15 protein-coding genes are annotated in these 18,714 nt (G+C 67.6%); 11 read left to right on the top strand and 4 right to left on the bottom strand.

Annotation, left to right across the window (positions count from 1 at the left end; genetic code table 11):
* Positions 1-19: 19 nt before the first annotated feature.
* Positions 20-619 (bottom strand): hypothetical protein, encoded by a 600-nt coding sequence (locus ABD231_RS36675; RefSeq protein WP_344163080.1) that lies wholly within the window; start codon positions 617-619, stop codon positions 20-22.
* A gap of 400 nt (positions 620-1,019) precedes the next feature.
* Positions 1,020-1,964, bottom strand: a complete 945-nt coding sequence (locus ABD231_RS36670; RefSeq protein WP_344163077.1) for an EamA family transporter — start codon at positions 1,962-1,964, stop codon at positions 1,020-1,022.
* Positions 1,965-2,385: 421 nt separating this feature from the next.
* Here ABD231_RS36670 and pdhA point away from each other — a divergent pair, with 421 nt between their 5' ends.
* The 7 genes from pdhA to ABD231_RS36635 all read left to right on the top strand — a co-directional run bounded on the left by pdhA (position 2,386) and on the right by ABD231_RS36635 (position 11,449).
* A complete protein-coding gene (gene pdhA / locus ABD231_RS36665; protein ID WP_425554243.1) occupies positions 2,386-3,549 on the top strand; it encodes a pyruvate dehydrogenase (acetyl-transferring) E1 component subunit alpha in 1,164 nt (387 codons plus the stop codon).
* A 3-nt stretch (positions 3,550-3,552) separates the two neighbouring features.
* The gene (locus ABD231_RS36660; protein WP_344163074.1) at positions 3,553-4,530 is read left to right on the top strand and encodes an alpha-ketoacid dehydrogenase subunit beta; all 978 of its coding nucleotides are present in this window, start codon (positions 3,553-3,555) and stop codon (positions 4,528-4,530) included.
* Positions 4,530-6,011, top strand: a complete 1,482-nt coding sequence (locus ABD231_RS36655) for a dihydrolipoamide acetyltransferase family protein (RefSeq protein WP_344163071.1) — start codon at positions 4,530-4,532, stop codon at positions 6,009-6,011. The genes ABD231_RS36660 and ABD231_RS36655 overlap by 1 nt, the downstream gene beginning before the upstream one ends.
* Positions 6,012-6,405: 394 nt before the next feature.
* A complete protein-coding gene (locus tag ABD231_RS36650) occupies positions 6,406-8,817 on the top strand; it encodes an NPCBM/NEW2 domain-containing protein (protein WP_344163068.1) in 2,412 nt (803 codons plus the stop codon).
* A gap of 41 nt (positions 8,818-8,858) precedes the next feature.
* Positions 8,859-9,623, top strand: coding sequence for a hypothetical protein (locus ABD231_RS36645; RefSeq protein WP_344163065.1), 765 nt, complete (start codon positions 8,859-8,861; stop codon positions 9,621-9,623).
* Between the two features lie 65 nt (positions 9,624-9,688).
* Positions 9,689-10,606, top strand: a complete 918-nt coding sequence (locus ABD231_RS36640) for a phosphotransferase enzyme family protein (RefSeq protein ID WP_344163061.1) — start codon at positions 9,689-9,691, stop codon at positions 10,604-10,606.
* Positions 10,607-10,618: 12 nt separating this feature from the next.
* Positions 10,619-11,449 (top strand): EamA family transporter, encoded by an 831-nt coding sequence (locus tag ABD231_RS36635; RefSeq protein WP_344163057.1) that lies wholly within the window; start codon positions 10,619-10,621, stop codon positions 11,447-11,449.
* Between the two features lie 48 nt (positions 11,450-11,497).
* Here ABD231_RS36635 and ABD231_RS36630 read toward each other — a convergent pair whose 3' ends face one another.
* Positions 11,498-12,943 carry a S8 family peptidase gene (locus ABD231_RS36630; protein WP_344163054.1) on the bottom strand — a complete coding sequence of 482 codons (1,446 nt, stop codon included), beginning with the start codon at positions 12,941-12,943 and terminating at the stop codon, positions 11,498-11,500.
* Between the two features lie 275 nt (positions 12,944-13,218).
* Between ABD231_RS36630 and ABD231_RS36625 the strand changes: the two genes are divergently transcribed.
* The 4 genes from ABD231_RS36625 (at position 13,219) to ABD231_RS36610 (ending at position 17,115) form a co-directional block, all read left to right on the top strand.
* Positions 13,219-13,920 (top strand): GntR family transcriptional regulator, encoded by a 702-nt coding sequence (locus ABD231_RS36625; protein ID WP_344163051.1) that lies wholly within the window; start codon positions 13,219-13,221, stop codon positions 13,918-13,920.
* Positions 13,917-15,233: an MFS transporter gene (locus ABD231_RS36620; RefSeq protein WP_344163048.1), complete on the top strand. Its 1,317-nt coding sequence runs from the start codon at positions 13,917-13,919 to the stop codon at positions 15,231-15,233. Before ABD231_RS36625 ends, ABD231_RS36620 begins: the two co-directional genes overlap by 4 nt.
* A gap of 86 nt (positions 15,234-15,319) precedes the next feature.
* Positions 15,320-16,306 carry an ATP-binding cassette domain-containing protein gene (locus ABD231_RS36615; protein ID WP_344163045.1) on the top strand — a complete coding sequence of 329 codons (987 nt, stop codon included), beginning with the start codon at positions 15,320-15,322 and terminating at the stop codon, positions 16,304-16,306.
* Entirely contained in the window at positions 16,303-17,115 is an 813-nt protein-coding gene (locus tag ABD231_RS36610; protein WP_344163042.1) for an ABC transporter permease, read from the top strand. The genes ABD231_RS36615 and ABD231_RS36610 overlap by 4 nt, the downstream gene beginning before the upstream one ends.
* Positions 17,116-17,303: 188 nt before the next feature.
* On the opposite strand, the gene ABD231_RS36605 is transcribed toward ABD231_RS36610, so the two are convergent.
* Positions 17,304-18,653: a serine hydrolase domain-containing protein gene (locus ABD231_RS36605; protein WP_344163039.1), complete on the bottom strand. Its 1,350-nt coding sequence runs from the start codon at positions 18,651-18,653 to the stop codon at positions 17,304-17,306.
* Positions 18,654-18,714 lie beyond the last annotated feature (61 nt).

Raw genomic sequence — 18,714 nt, 5'->3', positions numbered from 1 at the left:
TCACTGACCAGGGAGAAGGTCAGTTGTTCTGCGACGTGGCCTGCTCGCAGGTCTTCAGCGAGTCGATGGCGTTGTCGTCGTTGTCCAGACCCAGGACACCGGCGATCGTGTTGATCGGCACAGCCGCGCCGATGCCCGATCCGGCGATGTCGTTGTGGCAGGCCTGGAACGGGCCGACGCGGTTGTCGCTCACCGAGACCAGGTCGTCGTTGCCGACGCGGTACCACTTGCTGTTGTCCTGCTTGGTGCCCTGCTCGCAGGTCTTGACGGCGGTGACCGAGTTGCGGTCGTTGCCCAGGCCCACGATGCCGATGATATCCTGAACGCTCACGGCGCCGCCGATGCCGGTGCCGGACGCCTGGTTGTGGCACGCCTGGAACGGGCCGACGCGGTTGCCGTCGACGCCAACCAGGCCGCCGCCCTTGGTGATCCAGTACCACTGCTTGCCGCCACCGTGGCCGTAGCCCTTCGAGGCGACCGACGCCGCGTCGGCCAGACCGCCGACCTCAGCCTTCTTCTGGGTGTCGTCGAGAACGTTGGCGCTCACGACGGTGGCCAGGCCGAGGGTGGCGACAGTCGCCACAGCCGCGGCAGCGGCGATCTTACGAGTTACCTGCATTGTGCCAGGTTTCCTTTCGGGTTTGACGGGATCGTCTTAGTGGTAACGACACCTGGCAAGGCCGGTTACAAACTTTTTTGTCAGCTATTCGAGTCATAATCCAGCTGTAATGAGATGCCTGACGCGGCATACAAACTGCCGGAAAGTTGTGTCGGGGTGGGCCGTAACCGGTCGATGGGTCCGTCGTTGAGTCAGCGCGGGTGACGGAAAAGTCCGGTGATTCGGAAGATTGTCGTCGATGGGCTCGGTGGCCGTCGAAACAGGCGATACCACGATGAATCCGGAAATCGTCGGAACTATTGCCGGGGTTTCGCGCCGTGTTTTTTCGGGGCAGGGCGCGCCGCCTGGCAACTCATGCCCGCTGCCGCGCGCATCGGCAGCGGTGGGAGACCCGGGTCCCCTAGGGGCCCGGGTTTTTCCGTTCCGCCGACACCACCAGGGCGACCCCGGAGATGATCACCGCGCCGCCGGCGACGATCTGCCAGGTCAGCGGTTCGCTCAGGATCAACCACCCGAGCAGTACGGCGACCGCCGGGTTCACGTACGCGTAAGTACTGATCAGCGAGATCGGCGCGTTCGCCAGTAGATAGGAATAGGCCGAGTAGGCCAGGAGTGATCCGAACAGGATCAGGTAGCCGAGCGCGAACCAGCCGCTGCCGTGGATCCGGTCGAGGTGCAACCGCCCGGGCTCGCCGCGGATCACGCCGAGCAGGACCATCGCCGTACCGCCGAAGAGCATCTCGTAGAGAGCAGTCACCAGCGGGTCGCGCGGCAGGCCGAGGCGCGGCGAGAAGCGCGATCCGGTCGCCCAGGAGATCGTGCCGAAGATGATCAGTGCGATCGAGAACGGCTTCGCGCTGGTGTCGCCGCCGGACAGAGCCAGTACCGCGACGCCGCCGAACCCGATCAGTACGCCGAGCCAGGTCAGCGCGCGCGGGCGTTCGCCACCGCCGACCCGCAGGGCCATCAGCCACAGCGGGGTCGCGGCCACCAGGAGTGCGGCCAGCCCGGACGGCACCGTTTGCTCCGCGACCGCGACCGCACCGTTGCCGAAGGCAAGTAGCAGCAGGCCGACCGTGGCGGCGCCGAGCGCCTCGCGGCGGGTGATCCGCAGTCGCTGCCAGCCGGACTTCAGAGCCAGTACGGCGGCCAGCAGGGCACCCGCGATCAGGAACCGGCTCGCCATCCCGAGCATCGGCGGGATCTCGGCCTCCACGACCACCCGGATGGCCAGGTAGGTGGAGCCCCAGACGACGTACACGACCGCGAGCGCGGACCAGATCATCGCGGCGGACGCGGTCCGGCCGGTACCGACGACTGGTGCAGCCTGGGCGGGAGCGGCCATCCGAGCCTCCTGAGTTCGCCATCCCGAGGCAGCCGGCGGCCGTCAGGAGTGTCATTGCATGATGATGCTTACGCTATGGCCTCCCGGGGTGGGGTGCAAGGGTTTTCCTGCCAGGGGCAAATGGTGGGGTGGCGCATGTCACATCGCTCGAGTTCCCGCTCGGCGGCGGGCGGTGGAGGCGAAAAACCTGACCAGTGGGTGGACTGGTGTCTCGTGTCGAGACCGATTTCGGTACCGCCGTACCCGCGAGCGTCCAGACTGTTAGCGGATCAGGCAACTGCTCGGTACGGTGTGCCGCAAGTGGTGTGCATCAACCCCTGGATCCATGTGGTCCTGCCTGCGAAGCCTCATCCGGCACAACGGCCGGGCCCGTGCAACGTTGCGGTCGCGGCGATCCCGCGCTCGAACCCGAGGAGTGCATGTGAGTGAGTCGGTGCCGGGGACTCCCCCGGAAGTGTTCGCACCCGTCGAGGTGCCGGTCAGCCCATCCCAGCCTCCCGAAGAGGTCGAGTTCGTCCAGCTCCTGACGCCCGAAGGTGAGCGCGTCGAGAACCCGGACTACTCCTTCGACCTCGGCGACGACGTCATCAAGGGTTTCTACCGGGACATGACCCTGGTCCGCCGGATCGACTCCGAGGCGACCGCCCTGCAGCGTCAGGGTGAGCTCGGCCTGTGGGCGTCGCTGCTCGGCCAGGAGGCCGCGCAGATCGGCTCCGGGCGCGCGCTGAACAAGAAGGACATGGTCTTCCCGACCTACCGCGAGCACGGCGTGGCCTTCTGCCAGGGCGTCAACCCGCTGAACCTGCTCGGCCTGTTCCGCGGTGTCGACCAGGGCGCCTGGGACCCGAAGGACAACAACTTCGCGCTGTACACGATCGTCATCGGCGCCCAGACGCTGCACGCGACCGGGTATGCGATGGGTCAGCAGCGCGACCACGCCGTCGGCGACGCTGACAACGGCGAGGCGACGATCGCGTACTTCGGCGACGGCGCCAGCAGCCAGGGCGACGTGAACGAGGCCTTCATCTACGCCTCCGTCTTCAACGCCCCGGTCGTCTTCTTCTGCCAGAACAACCAGTGGGCCATCTCGGAGCCGATCGACCGGCAGACCCGGATCCCGCTGTACCAGCGCGCGGCCGGCTTCGGTTTCCCCGGTATCCGCGTCGACGGCAACGACGTTCTTGCGACGTACGCCGTCACTCAGCAAGCGCTGAAGCGCGCCCGTGAGGGCAGTGGCCCGACACTGATCGAGGCCTACACCTACCGGATGGGTGCGCACACCACCTCCGACGACCCAACGAAGTACCGGCTGTCCGAGGATCTCGAGCACTGGAAGCTCAAGGACCCGATCGAGCGGGTGCACGCGTATCTGACCCGGCATGCTGGAGTGGACAGCGACTTCTTCGAGGAGGTCGAGGCCGAGGCGGACAAGGTCGCGGCTGAGCTGCGGGCCGGCTGCCTGGCGCTGCCGGACCCGACGATGACCGACTTCTTCCAGCACGTGTACGTCGAGGAGACGCCGCAGCTCGCGGAGCAGCGCGACCAGTACGCCGCCTACGCGGCATCGTTCGAAGGCGAGGGCTGAGCGATGGCGAAGATCACTCTCGGCAAGGCCATCAACGCCGGGCTGCGGGCCTCGATGGAGGCCGACCCCAAGGTCGTCGTGATGGGTGAGGACATCGGCAAACTCGGCGGGGTCTTCCGGATTACCGAAGGTCTCCAGAAGGACTTCGGCGAGGACCGGGTGATCGACACCCCGCTGGCCGAGTCCGGGATCATCGGGACCGCCGTCGGGCTCGCCCTGCGCGGGTACCGGCCGGTCTGCGAGATCCAGTTCGACGGGTTCGTCTTCCCGGCGTACGACCAGATCATCAACCAGGTCGCGAAGATGCACTACCGGTCGATGGGCAAGATCAAGATGCCCGTCGTGATCCGGATCCCGTACGGCGGTGGCATCGGCGCGGTCGAGCACCACTCGGAGTCGCCGGAGACGCTGTTCGCGCACGTCAACGGCCTCAAGGTGGTGACCTGCGGCGACCCGGTCGACGCGTACTGGATGATCCAGCAGGCGATCGCCTCCGACGACCCGGTCGTCTTCTTCGAGCCGAAGCGCCGCTACCACGAGAAGGCCGAGCTGGACGAGTCCGTCCCGCCGGCGTTGCCGCTGCACAAGGCGAAGGTGGCTCGCGAAGGTACTGACGCCACGCTGTTCTGCTACGGCCCGATGGTGAAGACCTGCCTGCAGGCCGCCGAAGCCGCGGCCGAGGACGGGCGCAACCTGGAGGTCGTGGACCTGCGTTCGATCTCGCCGTTCGACCTGGAGACCATCTTCGCCTCGGTGAAGAAGACCCGGCGCGCGGTCGTGGTGCACGAGGCCACGCTGTCCTTCGGGCCTGGTTCGGAGATCGCCGCGCGGGTGACCGAGGAGTGCTTCTACCACCTCGAGGCGCCGGTCCTGCGTGTCACCGGGTACGACACCCCCTACCCGCCGTCGCGGATGGAGGAGGAGTACCTCCCCGACCTGGACCGGGTCCTGGACGGTATCGACCGGGTGATGGGGTACTGATGGCCATCCAACGCTTCAACCTCCCCGACGTCGGCGAAGGCCTCGTCGAGGCCGAGATCGTCAGCTGGAAGGTCAAGGTCGGCGACACGGTCAAACTCAACGACACCATCGTCGAGATCGAAACCGCCAAGTCCCTCGTAGAACTCCCCGTCCCCTTCGCCGGCACCGTCCACGAACTCCTGGTCCCCGAAGGCGAAACGGTCGACGTCGGTACGCCGATCATCGCCGTACTGACGGATGCCCCCGACGAACCGGTCGCCGACGAACCCACCGACGGCGGCCGCACCGCCGTACTGGTCGGCTACGGCCCCCGAACCACCGAAGCCAAACGCCGCCCCCGCAAGGGCGGTGCCGCCGCGGCATCCGCCGGCTCGGCGCCGGCTCCTGCCGCTCCCGTAGCAGCCACACCTCCGGCCCAGCCGACGCCTGCCACGGCCCCGGCCTACGCGGCCGCCCAGGCTTCGACCGCGGCGCCAGCGCCGACCACCCCCTCCGCCGGACCGGCACAGGCTGCGGGCTCAGCCCAGGCTGCGAGCTCGGCCCAGGTTGCGGGGCTTGGTGCGGCCGTCCCCTCCTCGACATCACCAGTTGCCGTGGGCAACGGGGTGGGGGCGCATGTGCTGGCCAAGCCGCCGGTGCGGAAGCTCGCCAAGGACTTGGGGATCGACCTTGGCACGGTGACGGCTACCGGACCTGGTGGAATCGTCACCCGCACCGACGTGGAGAACCACGTGGCTGCTCCGGCAGCGCCGGCGTACGAGGCTGCTCCTGTGGTTAGTGGGCGTGGGGACACTCGGGTGCCGGTCAAGGGTGTGCAGAAGGTGATGGCGCAGGCGATGGTGGCCAGTGCTTTCAGTGCGCCGCATGTGACTGAGTGGATCACCGTTGACGTCAGCGCCACGATGGAGTTGGTTGAGCGGCTCAAGGGTGACAAGGCGTTCCGCGACCTTCGGGTCTCGCCGTTGCTGATTGTGGCGAAGGCGGTCACGTTGGCTGCGCGGCGGACGCCGATCATCAACGCGGCGTGGGACGAGCAGGCTCAGGAGATCGTCTACAAGGGTGCAGTCAACCTCGGCATCGCCGCGGCCACCCCGCGCGGACTGATCGTCCCGAACATCAAGAACGCCGACACGCTCACTCTGCCGGAGCTCTGCGCGGCCCTGGGTGAGCTCGTCGCCACGGCCCGCGAAGGCAAGACCTCACCGGCTGACCAGGCCGGCGGTTCGTTCACGATCACCAACGTCGGCGTCTTCGGTGTCGACGCGGGGACCCCGATCATCAACCCCGGCGAAGCCGCGATCCTCGCCTTCGGTGCGGTTCGCAAGATGCCCTGGGTCGTCAACGACGAGATCGTCCCCCGCTGGATCACCACCCTGGCGCTGTCCTTCGACCACCGCCTCATCGACGGCGAAAAGGGTTCCACCTTCCTCGCCGACGTAGCCAGCATCCTCGAAGACCCCGCCCGAGCCCTGATGTTCTAACGGACACCCCCTCCGGCAACTCCATCGTCGACACCTTCGGCGCGATCGCCCCGTGCGATCGCGCCGATCGCACGTCCGCGTCCACACAACGCCCCCAAAGAGCCGCCCCCCGTTCCCCAACACGTCCGCTGTTCTTTGTGCACCAACTTCATCTTTGGGAACCCACCAACCACTTCGAGCTCACGAAAATGGTTGATGGGTGCACAAAGTGGGATCTCGTGCACAAAGAGAAGGCGACCCACCTTTGGGGGGTGAGGGGGAGGGGGTGGGCGGTAGACCATTCGAGCCTGGCGGAATGTGTTGGTTTGTGGGGCTTCATGTCTTGTCGGGGAGGTGACGTCGCGTGTAGCTTCCCTCGCAGTGAGTGCCGCCCCACCCACGGATGGAGTCCGCCATGCGCCGATGTCTGCTCGCTTCCGTTCTGAGCTTGGTCTTGTGTGCTGTCGTCGTGCCGGCGACTGCGCAGGCCGCGCCACAGGCGAAGCCGGATCTTGCGCCCACGCCACCAATGGGGTGGAACAGCTGGAACACGTTCGGCTGTGACATCAACGAGGCGCTGATCCGCGATACCGCTGATGCGATGGTGTCGTCGGGGATGGCGGCGGCTGGGTACAAGTACGTGAATATCGACGACTGCTGGATGGCGCCGCAGCGTGACGGCAGCGGTCGCCTGCAGGCTGACCCGACGCGCTTCCCGAGCGGGATCAAGGCGATTGCCGACTATGTGCACGCGCGTGGTCTCAAGCTCGGCATCTACTCGTCCGCTGGTTCGCACACCTGCCAAGGCCTACCGGCCAGCCTCGGGCACGAGACCGTCGACGCGCAGTCCTGGGCGAGTTGGGGTGTTGACCTGCTCAAGTACGACAACTGCGGTCAGCAGAATGGCATCCCGGCCACGACGCGGTACAAGACCATGGCCGACGCACTGCAGGCCACCGGGCGCCCGATCCTCTACAGCATCTGCGAATGGGGTCAGAACCAGCCATGGCTCTGGGCCGCCGGCGCGGGCGGTCACATGTGGCGCACCACGGGCGACATCGCCAACAACTGGTCCAGTGTGATGTCGCTGCTCGACCAACAGGTCGGGCTTGAGCAGTACTCCGGCCCGAACGCCTGGAACGACCCCGACATGCTCGAGGTGGGCAACAGCGGTCTCACGTACGCCGAGAGCCGGGCGCACATGAGCCTCTGGTCGATCATCAACTCACCGCTCATCGCCGGCAACGACCTGCGCTCGATGCCTGCGTCGACGCGCGACCTGCTCACCGATCCCGACGTGGTCGCGGTCAACCAGGACTGGGCCGGCCGACAAGGCGCCAAGCTTCGGGACGACGGTGACATCGAGGTGTGGTCGAAGAAGCTCTCCGACGGCTCAGCCGCGGTCGTCCTGCTCAACCGCTCGCCCAACGCCGCAACGATCAGTACGACGGCATCCGCGCTCGGGCTCCCCGCATCATCGGCGTACACGGTGAAAGAGCTGTGGAGCAACGCCGTACGGGCGTCTGCGGGGACTGTGCGTGCGGCGGTCGGTGCACATGATGCGGCGATGTTCCGGGTGACTCCGGGGGCCGGGGCCGACGTTGCTCCGATGGTGGTGCCGGAGGCTGTGCCGGTGAAGCCGTACGTCACCTCGGCTGCCGGACGGGCCGATGTGCAGACGAAGCTGTACAACGACGGACCGACCGCAGTGACCGGTGCCCAGCTCTCCCTGAGCGTTCCGGCCACGTGGGCAGCCACTCCGGAGGGTTCGACCCAGGTGGGCACGGTGGGAGCCGGACAGGCCGGCTCAGTGACCTGGCACCTCACGACGAACCAGTCCGCCCTTGGAGCGGTCGCCCTGACCACAAGTGCCAGCTGGTCATGGAACGGGACCTCCCAGACCGGTACGGGCGCAGGTCGCTTCACAGTGGCCGATCCGCCACCTCTCGGCCGTACGACGCTGTCCGACCAGCCATGGGCCTTTGCTGACAACGGCTGGGGACCTGTCGAGACCAACACGAGTGTCGGCGAGCAGCCGGCCGGTGACGGCAAGCCGCTGACCATCGCCGGCACGGTCTACCCGAAGGGCCTGGGTACACACTCGCCGGCCCGGGTCGGCTACTTCCTGGACGCGCAGTGCACCCAGCTGACCGTGAAGGCCGGTATCGACGACGAGGTCGGCGACAGGGGCGACGTACGGTTCGAGGTCTGGGGTGACGGCACCCGCCGTGCCCAGGCCGACGCAACCGGGGCGGGCGGCGCAGTGACGCTCAGCGCTGACCTCACCGGCGTACAGGTGCTGGAGTTGCGGGTGGACCCGAAGGACACGCCTGACTTCGACCACGCCGACTGGGTGACGCCGGAGATCGCCTGCCTCGGTGCGCCGCCGCCTGCGGGCAAGTCCCGGTTGGGTGACCGCCCGTGGGTGTCGATGACCAACAGCTGGGGACCGATGGAGCGCAACCGCAGCGTCGGCGAGCAGGCCGCGGGTGACGGTCGCCCGCTCACCGTGGCCGGCATCGTCTACGGGTCCGGTCTGGGCGGCCACGCCAACAGTTCGGTCACCTTCCACCTCGCCAAGCGCTGTACGACGCTCACGACCGGGATCGGTATCGACGACGAGGTCGGCGATCGCGGCCAGGTGCACTTCGAAGTCTGGGGCGACAGCACCCGCCTCGCGCAGGGCGATGCAGTCGGCACCAGTGGCATCACCCAGCTGACGGCCAACCTCACCGGTGTCACCATGCTCGAGCTCCGGATGGACATTGCGGGCGATCAGAACTACGACCACGCCGACTGGCTGACGCCCGAAATCACCTGCACCTGAGTTGCTGTGTCATGAGGCCGAGGAATCGTATCCTCGGCCTTATGACCTGGTTGCTGGCTTTGCTGGGTGGGGGCGGACTGGCCGTCGCCGGCCGCTACCTGTGGGACCGGCGGGCCGCCCGGCAGGGAGACGCTGCCGAGCTGGAGCAGGTGAAGAAGCTGGCGGACGAGGACGTGACGCTGCTCGGTGAGGAGCTCACGAGGCTGGGCGCGGTGGTGGAGGGCCGGGAGCTTGATGCGGAGACTCGGCTTGACTACCAGCGCGGGCTGGATGCTTATGAGGCTGCGCAGCGTGCGGTGGGTGGGGTCAAGCGGGCTGATGGCATCAGTGCAGTGACCGATGCGTTGGCCACCGGGCGGTACGCCATCGTGTGTGTCCGCGCGCGAGTCGCGGGTGAGCCCGTTCCGGAGCGGCGGGTGCCGTGTTTCTTCAATCCACAGCACGGACCGTCCACCACCGATGTGGTGTGGAACCAGCCGAGGCGTGGCACGCGCACAGTGCCGGCGTGTGCGCAGGATGCGGCCCGGTTGAAGGCAGGCGACGAGCCCGAGGTCCGGTACGTCGTACTCGGCCAGCGGCGAGTTCCCTATTGGGAGGCCGGTGCGGCGGTCGCGCCGTACGGGCAGGGGTACTTCGCAGCCGGTGCCGGCGCCAGCTACTTCGCGCTGGGTTCGTTCGACACCCAGGTCGATCCCGGCGGCGCCTGGGGTGGGGGGTGGCACGGTGGTGGTCACGACGGTGGCGGATTCGGCGGTGGGTACGACGGTGGCGGTTATGACGGTGGCGGTGGTGGCGACGGTGGCTGAGGCTTCTGACCTGCAGCTGAGAAATCGTTGGCTGAGGGCCGTGGTTGTCGGAGAGACTCGGCGGCGTGGCCGTCGATCTGCAAGCACTGCTGAGGAAATGGGGTCTCGGTACGCCGAGTGAGATCGCGGCACCGTCGAATGGGACGAACAACTGGGTGCGGCTACTGCGCTTCGGAGCCGACGGCTATGTCCTTCGAGTGCAGCACCATGCCGATCCGAGCAAGGTGGACGCCGAGCATCGCTTGCTGGCGGAGCTCACCCGGTGCGGACTGTCCTTCGACGTACCGGCTCCGATTCCAGCGACGGATGGGACGACTGCGGTCGTGACGCCGGTCGGTCTGGCGACCCTCAGCCGTCAGCTGCCCGGTGCGCACCCGGCACGTTCGGAACGCGAGCTGGAGCTGGCAGGACGGGCTGCGGGCGAGCTGTGTGCCGCACTGGCGGAATTGCCGCTGGAGCTCGCCCCATCGGACTGGCGGCGACCATTGGACACGATCCGCCCGGAGCTCACCGAGGTGTACGCAGTACTGCGGCGTGAGCTGCCGGGTGCCGCGAGTGAGTGGCTCGCGAAGCGTGCGCCTGAGATCGACCTGGCCATGCAGGAGTTGCGGCAACGCCTCCCGGTTCAGATCGTCCATGGCGACTTCGGCCTCAGCAATCTGCTGATCGCCGACGGCCGTGTGAGCGCCGTACTGGACTTCGAGATCGCGGGACTCGACCTGCGGTTCGCCGACCTGGTGACCGGATTCGCCCACTCCACTCCTGAGCAGCTGACGGCTTTCCGGCGCGGGTATGCCGCGTTCACCATCCTGTCGGCGGATGAGGAGGCGGCGCTGCCGACGATGGTTCGGCACCGTGCGATCGGGTCGGCGATCTGGCGGGCTGGAGTCTGGAAGGCCGGCCACGCGACGCTCGACGACATCCGGGTTCGCCTGGAAGCTGCTCGCGAACTGGATAGGTCCGGACCAATCACCGCGCTATGAGAGGGTGGAGCCGTGCTGGTTCTGGTGGTGGTCCTGGCTGCTGCGGTCTTGCATGCGACGTGGAATGCGATGGCGCATGGGGCCGTGGATCGGGTGGCTGGGCTGGCGTTGTTCGAGCTGGCGGCGGGTGTCATCGGGCTGGTGCTCGTGCTGGTGCAGGGGTTGCCGCCGGCTGACACCTGGGGCTACATCGCCGCCTCGGCCGTCCTGCACCTGGCGTACCTGGGTGGGCTGCTGGCGTCGTACGAGCTGGGGCAGTTCAGCCAGATGTACCCGTTGGCCCGCGGTACGTCGCCTTGGGTCGTGGCAGTGGTGTCTGTCGTGGTGCTGCAGCAGACGCTGGCCCCCGGCGTACTGGTCGGCGTACTGCTGGTGTCGGCCGGGCTGATCGGGCTGGTGTTCATCGGACGGCCCGGGCGGCGGCAAGTGCCCGCTCTAGCCGCGGCAATGGGGACCGGTCTGACCATCGCGGCGTACACGGTGGTGGACGGGCTCGCGGTGCGTCAGATGCCCGTGCTGACCTACATGGGCTGGGTCTTCATGCTGCAGGGGTTCGCCATGCCACTGCTGGTGATCGCCTGGCGAGGACCGTCTGTACTGCGTCTGCCGCGTGGAGCCGTACTGTCCGCGCTGGGCGGCAGTCTGGTGTCGATGGTGGCCTACGGGCTGGTGCTGTGGGCGCAGACCCGGGGCACGCTGGCTGCGGTCGCTGCGCTGCGCGAGACCAGCATCATCTTCGGGGCGGTCATCGGCGCGGTGTTCTTCGGCGAGCGCTTCGGGCCGCGGCGGGCGATCGCGGCCGCGGTGGTCGTCGCCGGCATCGTGCTGATCAGTCTGGAATGAGAAGCGAGTGGGGGTCCCGGGCGGGAGACCCCCACTCCGATCAGGGGGTTAGTAGCCGCGCTTGACCGCGTCCAGTGCGTCCACGTTGCCTTCACCGAAGAAGGCGTTGTTCGCCGTGGTGCCGGTGCAGCGGGCGTCCGGGGTGGTCGGGCAGGCGGTGTCGTCGGCCTGCTTGCGCAGTGCGGCCTCCAGCTGCAGCGGGCCCCACCACGGGTGCGCCGACTTCATCAGCGCGGCAACGCCGGCCACGTGCGGCGAGGCCATCGACGTACCGCTCATCGTCTGGTAGCCGCCGCCGGGCACGGTGGACAGGATCGAGCGGCCAGGAGCCGCGACGTCGATCTTGTTCAGGCCGAAGTTCGAGAAGGAGCTCTTGGCGCCGCCCTTGTCGGTCGAGGCCACCGTGATCACGTGCGGCAGCTCGGTCGGCATGTCCAGGCAGTTGTTGTCGATCGTCCGCGGTACGGCGGTCGAGTCGTTCGGGCTGCTGTTGTCGACGGTCTTGTTGGCCAGGTCGTAGTTCGAGTTCCCGGAGGCCGCGACCGCGAGCACGCCGCGACCGGTCGAGTACGCGACGGCCCGTCGTACTGCTTCCTGGACCGCGCCCTGGTCGCCGTTGTCCTTGCACCAGAACATGTACGGGTCGATGAAGTAGCTGTGGTTCGTGACGTCCATGTGGTGCTCGGCCGACCAGACGAAGCCGCAGATCGCGTACTCCGGGTAGATGTAGCCGGCGTCGTTCACAACCTTCACCGACGCGATCCGTACGCCGGGCGCCACGCCGACGATGCCGACGCCGTTGCGCGCTGCAGCCACCGTGCCGGCCACGTGCGTCCCGTGCGAGCTGGTGGTCTGGCGCCAGGCACCTGCAGTGGTGTCCGGTACGCCGTTGTTGACGCAGCTGACCGAGTTCTTCGCGTCGAAGTTCGGCGCGAGGTCGGGGTGGGTGTCGTCCACGCCGCTGTCGTTGATGCCGACCAGGACGCTGCGGGAACCGTCGGTGATCGCGTGGGCCTGGTCAGCCTTGATCTGGGTCAGGTCCCACTGCTCGTTCTCGCGCGGGTCGGCGACCGGGGCGCCCACAATCGCGCGCTCGGACGCCGCCCCGGCCGCAGCCGGTGCCGCCGCAGCCGCGGTCCCGTCGGTCACTGCCGCCGTACGGGTGGCGCCGACGGACTGGACCTCTCGGCCGTCACGGCCGGACTTGAGCGCGGTCTTGAAGTCCGGGTTGGTCGACTGCGCGACCACGACGCCGAGCTGCCGGTACGAGACCAGGACGGTGCCACCGGCGGCCTTGACCGCATTCTCCACCTTCCGGATGTGACCGGGGGAGGGCTTGGTGTTCACCACGTAGTTCATCAGCGGGCCGGCCTCGGCGGCGGCTGCGAGCGGAGCCGGTACGGCGCTCGCGGCGGTGGCGCCGAGCGCGGTCAACGCCAGGGCGGTGGCGGCCAGGCCGGCGGACAACCGGCGCGGGCGGGACAGAGGGGACACGCTGCCTCCAGAAGGGCGGGGCCTGGATCGGACGGGACCAGGCTCGATCACTCGTGACTCTAAATCTCATCGTCGGTGAGTGGTCTGGTTTGTCCACAAGACAGGGGAAACCCTGCGTTTGTCACTACCGATAGTTCGGCAGTTCACGCTCAGTTACCCACATCATGTGGATCACCCTGTGGATAACTCGTGGAGAAGTTGGGGACAGCCAGTGGATTGCCTGTGGGTGTAGGATAGATACAACAGAGATACCAAGTGCGTTTTAGGGTGAGGTTGTGCAGTTCGAGCTGGGGGAAGAAACCGCCGAGATCGCTCGGGTGGTCGTCGAGGCAGCGCCGGGAGTGGAGAAGATCCCGGCCGCTGAGCGGGTGTACGCGTATGTGAAGGCAGCGATCCTGGACCGGGTCTACCCCGGCGGGGAGCTGCTGACGGAGGGCGAGCTGGCCACCGCGGTCGGCGTCTCGCGCACTCCGGTCCGGGAGGCATTGCTGCGGCTGGAGGAGTCCGGCCTGGTCAAGCTGTACCCGAAGAAGGGCGCGCTGGTGCTGCCAGTGCTGCCGCAGGAGATCAACGACGTCCTCGAGGCTCGCGAGCTGATCGAGTCGCACGCGGCCGCCAAGGTCTGGCCGCGGCGCAAGCAGCTGATCGAGAGCCTGTCGCAGCGCGTTGACGAGATGCGCGCGCATCGCAAGGCCAATGACGCGAAGAGCTTCCTGGAGGCCGACCGCGCCTTCCACGAGGCGATTGTCGGTGCCGCCGGCAACGAGATTCTCGCCAAGCTCTACAACAGTCTGCGCGACCGCCAGGTGCGGATGGGTGTGCCCGGTATCGAGGTGCAGCCGGCCCGGATGGACAGGTCGATCGCGGACCACCAGGAGATGATCGACGCGCTCGGCGGCAACAGCGTGAAGCGGTTCCGCGAGCTGGTCGTCGCCCACATCGATTCCGCCGCGGCGGATCTGCGGGGCATTCGGTGACCGAACTCCTCTTCCCCCTGGGCGGACGGCGTGCCTGGGCGGTTTGGGCCACTGCTGTCTTCACGTACCTGGTGACGGTGCTGCACCGCGGTTCCATGAGTGTGGCCGGGCTGCAGGCCGCCGAGCGGTTCGACATCTCCGCATCCGCGCTGGCCAGCTTCACCGTCGTACAGCTGACTGTGTACGCCGCCATGCAGGTACCAGTCGGCGTACTGCTCGATCGGTATGGCTCCAAGCGGCTGCTGATCGCTGCGTCCGGACTGCTGTTCGTGGCGCAGTCCGCGTTCAGCATGGTCGATTCGTACCCGGCCGCGCTCGCTGCGCGCGCCGTACTGGGTGTTGGTGACGCACTGGTCTTCATCAGCGTGCTGCGCGTTGTCATGGCGTGGTTCCCTGCACTGCGGCAGCCGGTGATGTCTCAGGCGACCGGAATGCTTGGTGGTATCGGTGCGATCGTTTCGACCGCTCCGATGGCCGCTGCGTTCCATGCGTTCGGTTGGACACCGACGTTCGCCGGGGCCAGTGTGCTGAGCCTGGTCGCGGGCATCGCCGTACTGCTGCTGCTCAAGAACACCCCGTACGACGAGCCGCTGCGTAACGCCAAGCAGTCGGTCACCGAGGTTCGCAAGAACCTCCGGCGGGCCTGGAATGAGCCGGGTACCCGGCTGGGTCTGTGGACACACTTCACGACCAGCTTCTCCGGCAGCACGTTCGGTCTGCTCTGGGGCTACCCGTTCCTCGTGCAGGGCCAGGGTGTCGCGCCAGGGACCGCGGCGGCGATGCTCATCCTGCCTGTGCTCGCAGGGCTCTGCTACGGACCGCTGGTCGGCCGGTACGCCGCCAAATTCCCGTTCTACCGGTCGTGGATCGTGCTGGCCGTCATCGCCGGCTCGGTGCTGATGTGGACCGTCGTACTGGTGTGGCCGGGGCAGGCCCCGATGCCGGTGCTTCTGCTGCTGATCGTCGTACAGGCTGCTGGTGGACCTGGTTCGATGCTCGGACTGGACTACGCGCGGACCTTCAACCCGAGCACCCGGTTCGGTGCGGCCAACGGGATGGTCAACACCGGCGGCTTCATCGCCACGCTGATCTGCATCGGCATGGTCGGCATCCTGCTGGACGCCTCGTCCGGTGGCGCTCCGCAGACGATCGGTGACTTCAAGTACGCACTGGCCTTCCAGTACGTGCTGTGGGCGATCGGTATCCGGCAGATCCTCAAGTACCGCCGCCGGGCGCGTGGCCACCTGGCCCGCTACAACCCGGAGGCCTACCAGGCGCTACTCGCCAACAAGGTGGTCCCGCTCAAGGGCTGAGGCCCCCTGCCAGAGCGATGCCAGCCCCGTGCCAGCGCCGCCGTGCACGGTAATCCCAGTGAAGTGAGTCCACTGGGAGGAAATCGATGAGTACATCGAACCAGGTCGCCATCGAGGCGGTCGGCTTGGTCAAGAAGTACGGAACCACGACTGCGCTGGCCGGGGTCGACCTGACTGTCCCGACCGGGACAGTGCTCGGAGTGCTCGGGCCGAACGGCGCGGGCAAGACGACAGCGGTCCGGATCCTCGGCACGCTGCTGCGTCCCGACGCCGGGCACGCCACGGTCGGCGGGTACGACGTCGTACGGGATGCCGCCAAGGTCCGCGGGATCATCGGCCTGACCGGGCAGTACGCCTCGGTCGACGAGGACATGTCCGGCCGCCGCAACTTGGTCATGATCGGCCGGCTGCTGGGCATGTCCCGGCCGAATGCCCGTAGTCGTGCGGAGCAGTTGCTCGAACGCTTCGAGCTGATCGACGCCGGCGACCGGATCGCGAAGACCTACTCCGGCGGTATGCGGCGCCGGCTCGACCTGGCCGCGAGCCTGGTCGGCAACCCCCGCATCCTGTACCTCGACGAGCCGACGACCGGTCTGGATCCGCATGCCCGCAACGGCGTGTGGGAGACGATCCGCGACCTCGTCCTGGACGGGACCACGGTGCTGCTGACCACGCAGTACCTCGAGGAGGCCGACGCACTGGCCGACTCGTTGATGGTGTTCGACAAGGGCCGCGTGGTCGCATCCGGCCGACCGGCCGAGCTCAAGGCGCAGGCCGGTAAGCAGACGCTCGACGTACGGCCGTCTGAGCCCGCACACCTCGAGCGCGTCGCCGCCATCGTGGCCGAAGCAGTCGGCGTCCGACCGAGCGTCGACGTCGTCAACGCCTTGGTCAGTGCACCGGTCACCGACGGTACGGCGATGCCCGTGGTGGTCCGCCGTCTCGACGAAGCCGGTATCGCGGTCACCGAACTGGCGCTGCGACTGCCCAGCCTGGACGAGGTCTTCCTCGCCCTGACCGGTCACGCCGCCGAAGAGCGTCCCGCCGACATCCTGGAAGGAGCAAGCCGATGACCACGGCAACCCTTGAGCATGCACCCGCCGTACAGAGGTCCCGGCCGTTCGCCTGGGTGCAGCAGAGCCTGACCCTGGCTTGGCGCAACATCGTCCGGATCCGCCAGAACCCCGAAGCCCTCGCAGACGTGACGTTCCAGCCGATCATCTTCCTGACGCTGTTCCTGTTCGTCTTCGGTGGCGCGATGAACCGGGGCGAGGGCTGGCAGGGCTATCTGCCCTGGCTGCTCCCCGGCCTGCTCGTCCAGACCGTCGTGTTCTCCACCATGGGCACCGGCGTCGGCCTGAACGACGACTTCGCCAAAGGCGTCTTCGACCGCTTCCGCAGCCTCCCGATCGCGCGCATCTCCCCGCTGATCGGCGCCGTCCTCGGCGACGCCGTCCGCTACATGCTCTCGATCGTGATCCTGATGACGACCGGTTTCGCCCTCGGCTTCCGCTTCGAGAACGGCGTCGGCTACGGCCTGCTCGGCCTCGTCATCGTCCTCGGCTTCGCCCTGTCGATGTGCTGGATCTGGGTCTGGCTCGGCCTGACCATGAAGACCGCCCAAGGCGTCCAGGGCATCGCCTTCCTGGTGATGTTCCCGCTCACCTTCGGCAGCAACATCTTCGCCCCCACCAGCACCATGCCCGCCTTCCTCCAGGAGTTCGCCAAGTACAGCCCCATCCCCTACCTGGTAGACCTCGAACGCGCCCTGATGGGCGGCGGCGCCATCCAGAAGCCCCTCCTGGTCACCCTGGCCTGGATGATCGGCCTGGTAGCCGTCTTCGCCCCCCTCGCCATCCGCGCCTACCGCCGCCGCACCTAACACCCCCCCAAAGGTGGGTCCCCTTCTCTTTGTGCACGAGATCCAACTTTGAGAACCCACCAACCGTTTTTCTGGGCTCCAGACGGTTGGTGGGTTCTCAAAGATGAGCGGAGCGCCCAAAGAGAAGGCGGCTGGTTGGGGGACGGCGGGCGGCTCTTTGGGGGGAAGGGGGGAGGGGGAGGGAGGAGTCAGTGGGGGATGTCGGCGAAGGCGAGGGGTTCGCGGGTGCAGAGGTAGGTTGCCCAGTGCAACTTCACCGGGGTGCCGGTGGCGTCTCGGGTGATGGTGAGGAGTTCGCCGGTTTCGCGGCCGGAGGTGGTGCGGTAGGTGTCTTCGGCGATGCGGTCGAAGACGGCGGGGGCCTGCCAGTCGGCGGCTGCGGGGGACTTGGCTTGGAGGACGCCGGCCTTGACGGTGAAGGTGAAGGGGGAGCCCTCGGTCCACCAGGTGCCCAGTACGCCGGTCAGTTCGGCGGGGACCGGGGTTCCGGGGAGCCAGGGGTCGGCGGGGAGTGGGTCCAGGTCGAGGACCTTGGTGATCAGGTCGGTGGCGAGGAGCGATGGGGCGGGCGCCGAGGTGGAGGACTGTAGGCAGATGCCGGCGGTTCCGGACTCGCGGTGGACGAAGGTCGAGGTGATGTGGCCGGGCATGCCGCCGTCGTGGCCGACGAAGAGGCTGTCGCCGCGGCGGAAGAGCATGAAGCCGAGGCCGAAGGCGAGTTGCCAGCGGGCGGTGTCGGCCATGATCTGGACCTGGCACATCTCGTCCAGGGTCTCCTTGGACAGCACCTCCGAGACCGGGTTCGCGATGAACATCGCCCACTTCGCGAGGTCTTCCGCCGTACTGGCCAGACCGCCGCAGGCTGCCATCGCCTTGATGTCGAGCAGCGGTTCCTGCACCGGTACGTCGGTGAACGGCGGCACGTAGTAGCCGGTCGCGGCCGGGCCGCCGTCCATCCCGACTGTCGTCCGGCGCATCTCCAGCGGATCGAGGATGCGGGCCTTGATCGCGTCGTACCAGGGCTTGCCGTCGAGCCGGGCGACGACCTCGCCGAGCAGTGAGTAGACCAGGTTCGAATAGTGGAACCGGTGGTGCGGCTTGCCGACGCGCTCGGCGTCGTTCCAGCCGGCGACCAGTTCGTCACGGTCGGGGAACCTCATCAGGTCCCACACGTCGCCGACCGGTTCGCGCTGCATGCCGCTGGCGTGGCTGAGCATCTGCCGCAGGGTGACGCCGCCGTGCTTGCTCTCCGGAACGTGCGTCTCCAGAGGGTCGTCCAGGCTGAGCTTGCCCTCGTCGCGCAGCGCCAGTACGGCGACCGCCGTCAGCGTCTTGCTCTGCGAGGCGATCAGGAACTGCGAGTCCGCCGTCGGCGGTACTCCCGGGGTGTCCAGATCGGCGGAGCCTGCGCCGTGCGACCAGACCAGCGATCCGGCGCGGGCGACAGCGCCCACCACTCCGGGAACGCGGCCGGTGGCCTGGCGATCAGCGACGAGTCGAGTGAGGGCGGTTTGCGTCTGCGCGGCGAGTTCGGTCACGACAGTCGACAATAAGCGAGGGTGATGACAAAAGGCAGAGGCCCCGGGGCACCTGGATGTG

The organism is Kribbella yunnanensis, from assembly GCF_039529655.1.
Classification (GTDB): domain Bacteria; phylum Actinomycetota; class Actinomycetes; order Propionibacteriales; family Kribbellaceae; genus Kribbella; species Kribbella yunnanensis.
This window is presented reverse-complemented; position numbering and strand designations above follow the sequence as displayed.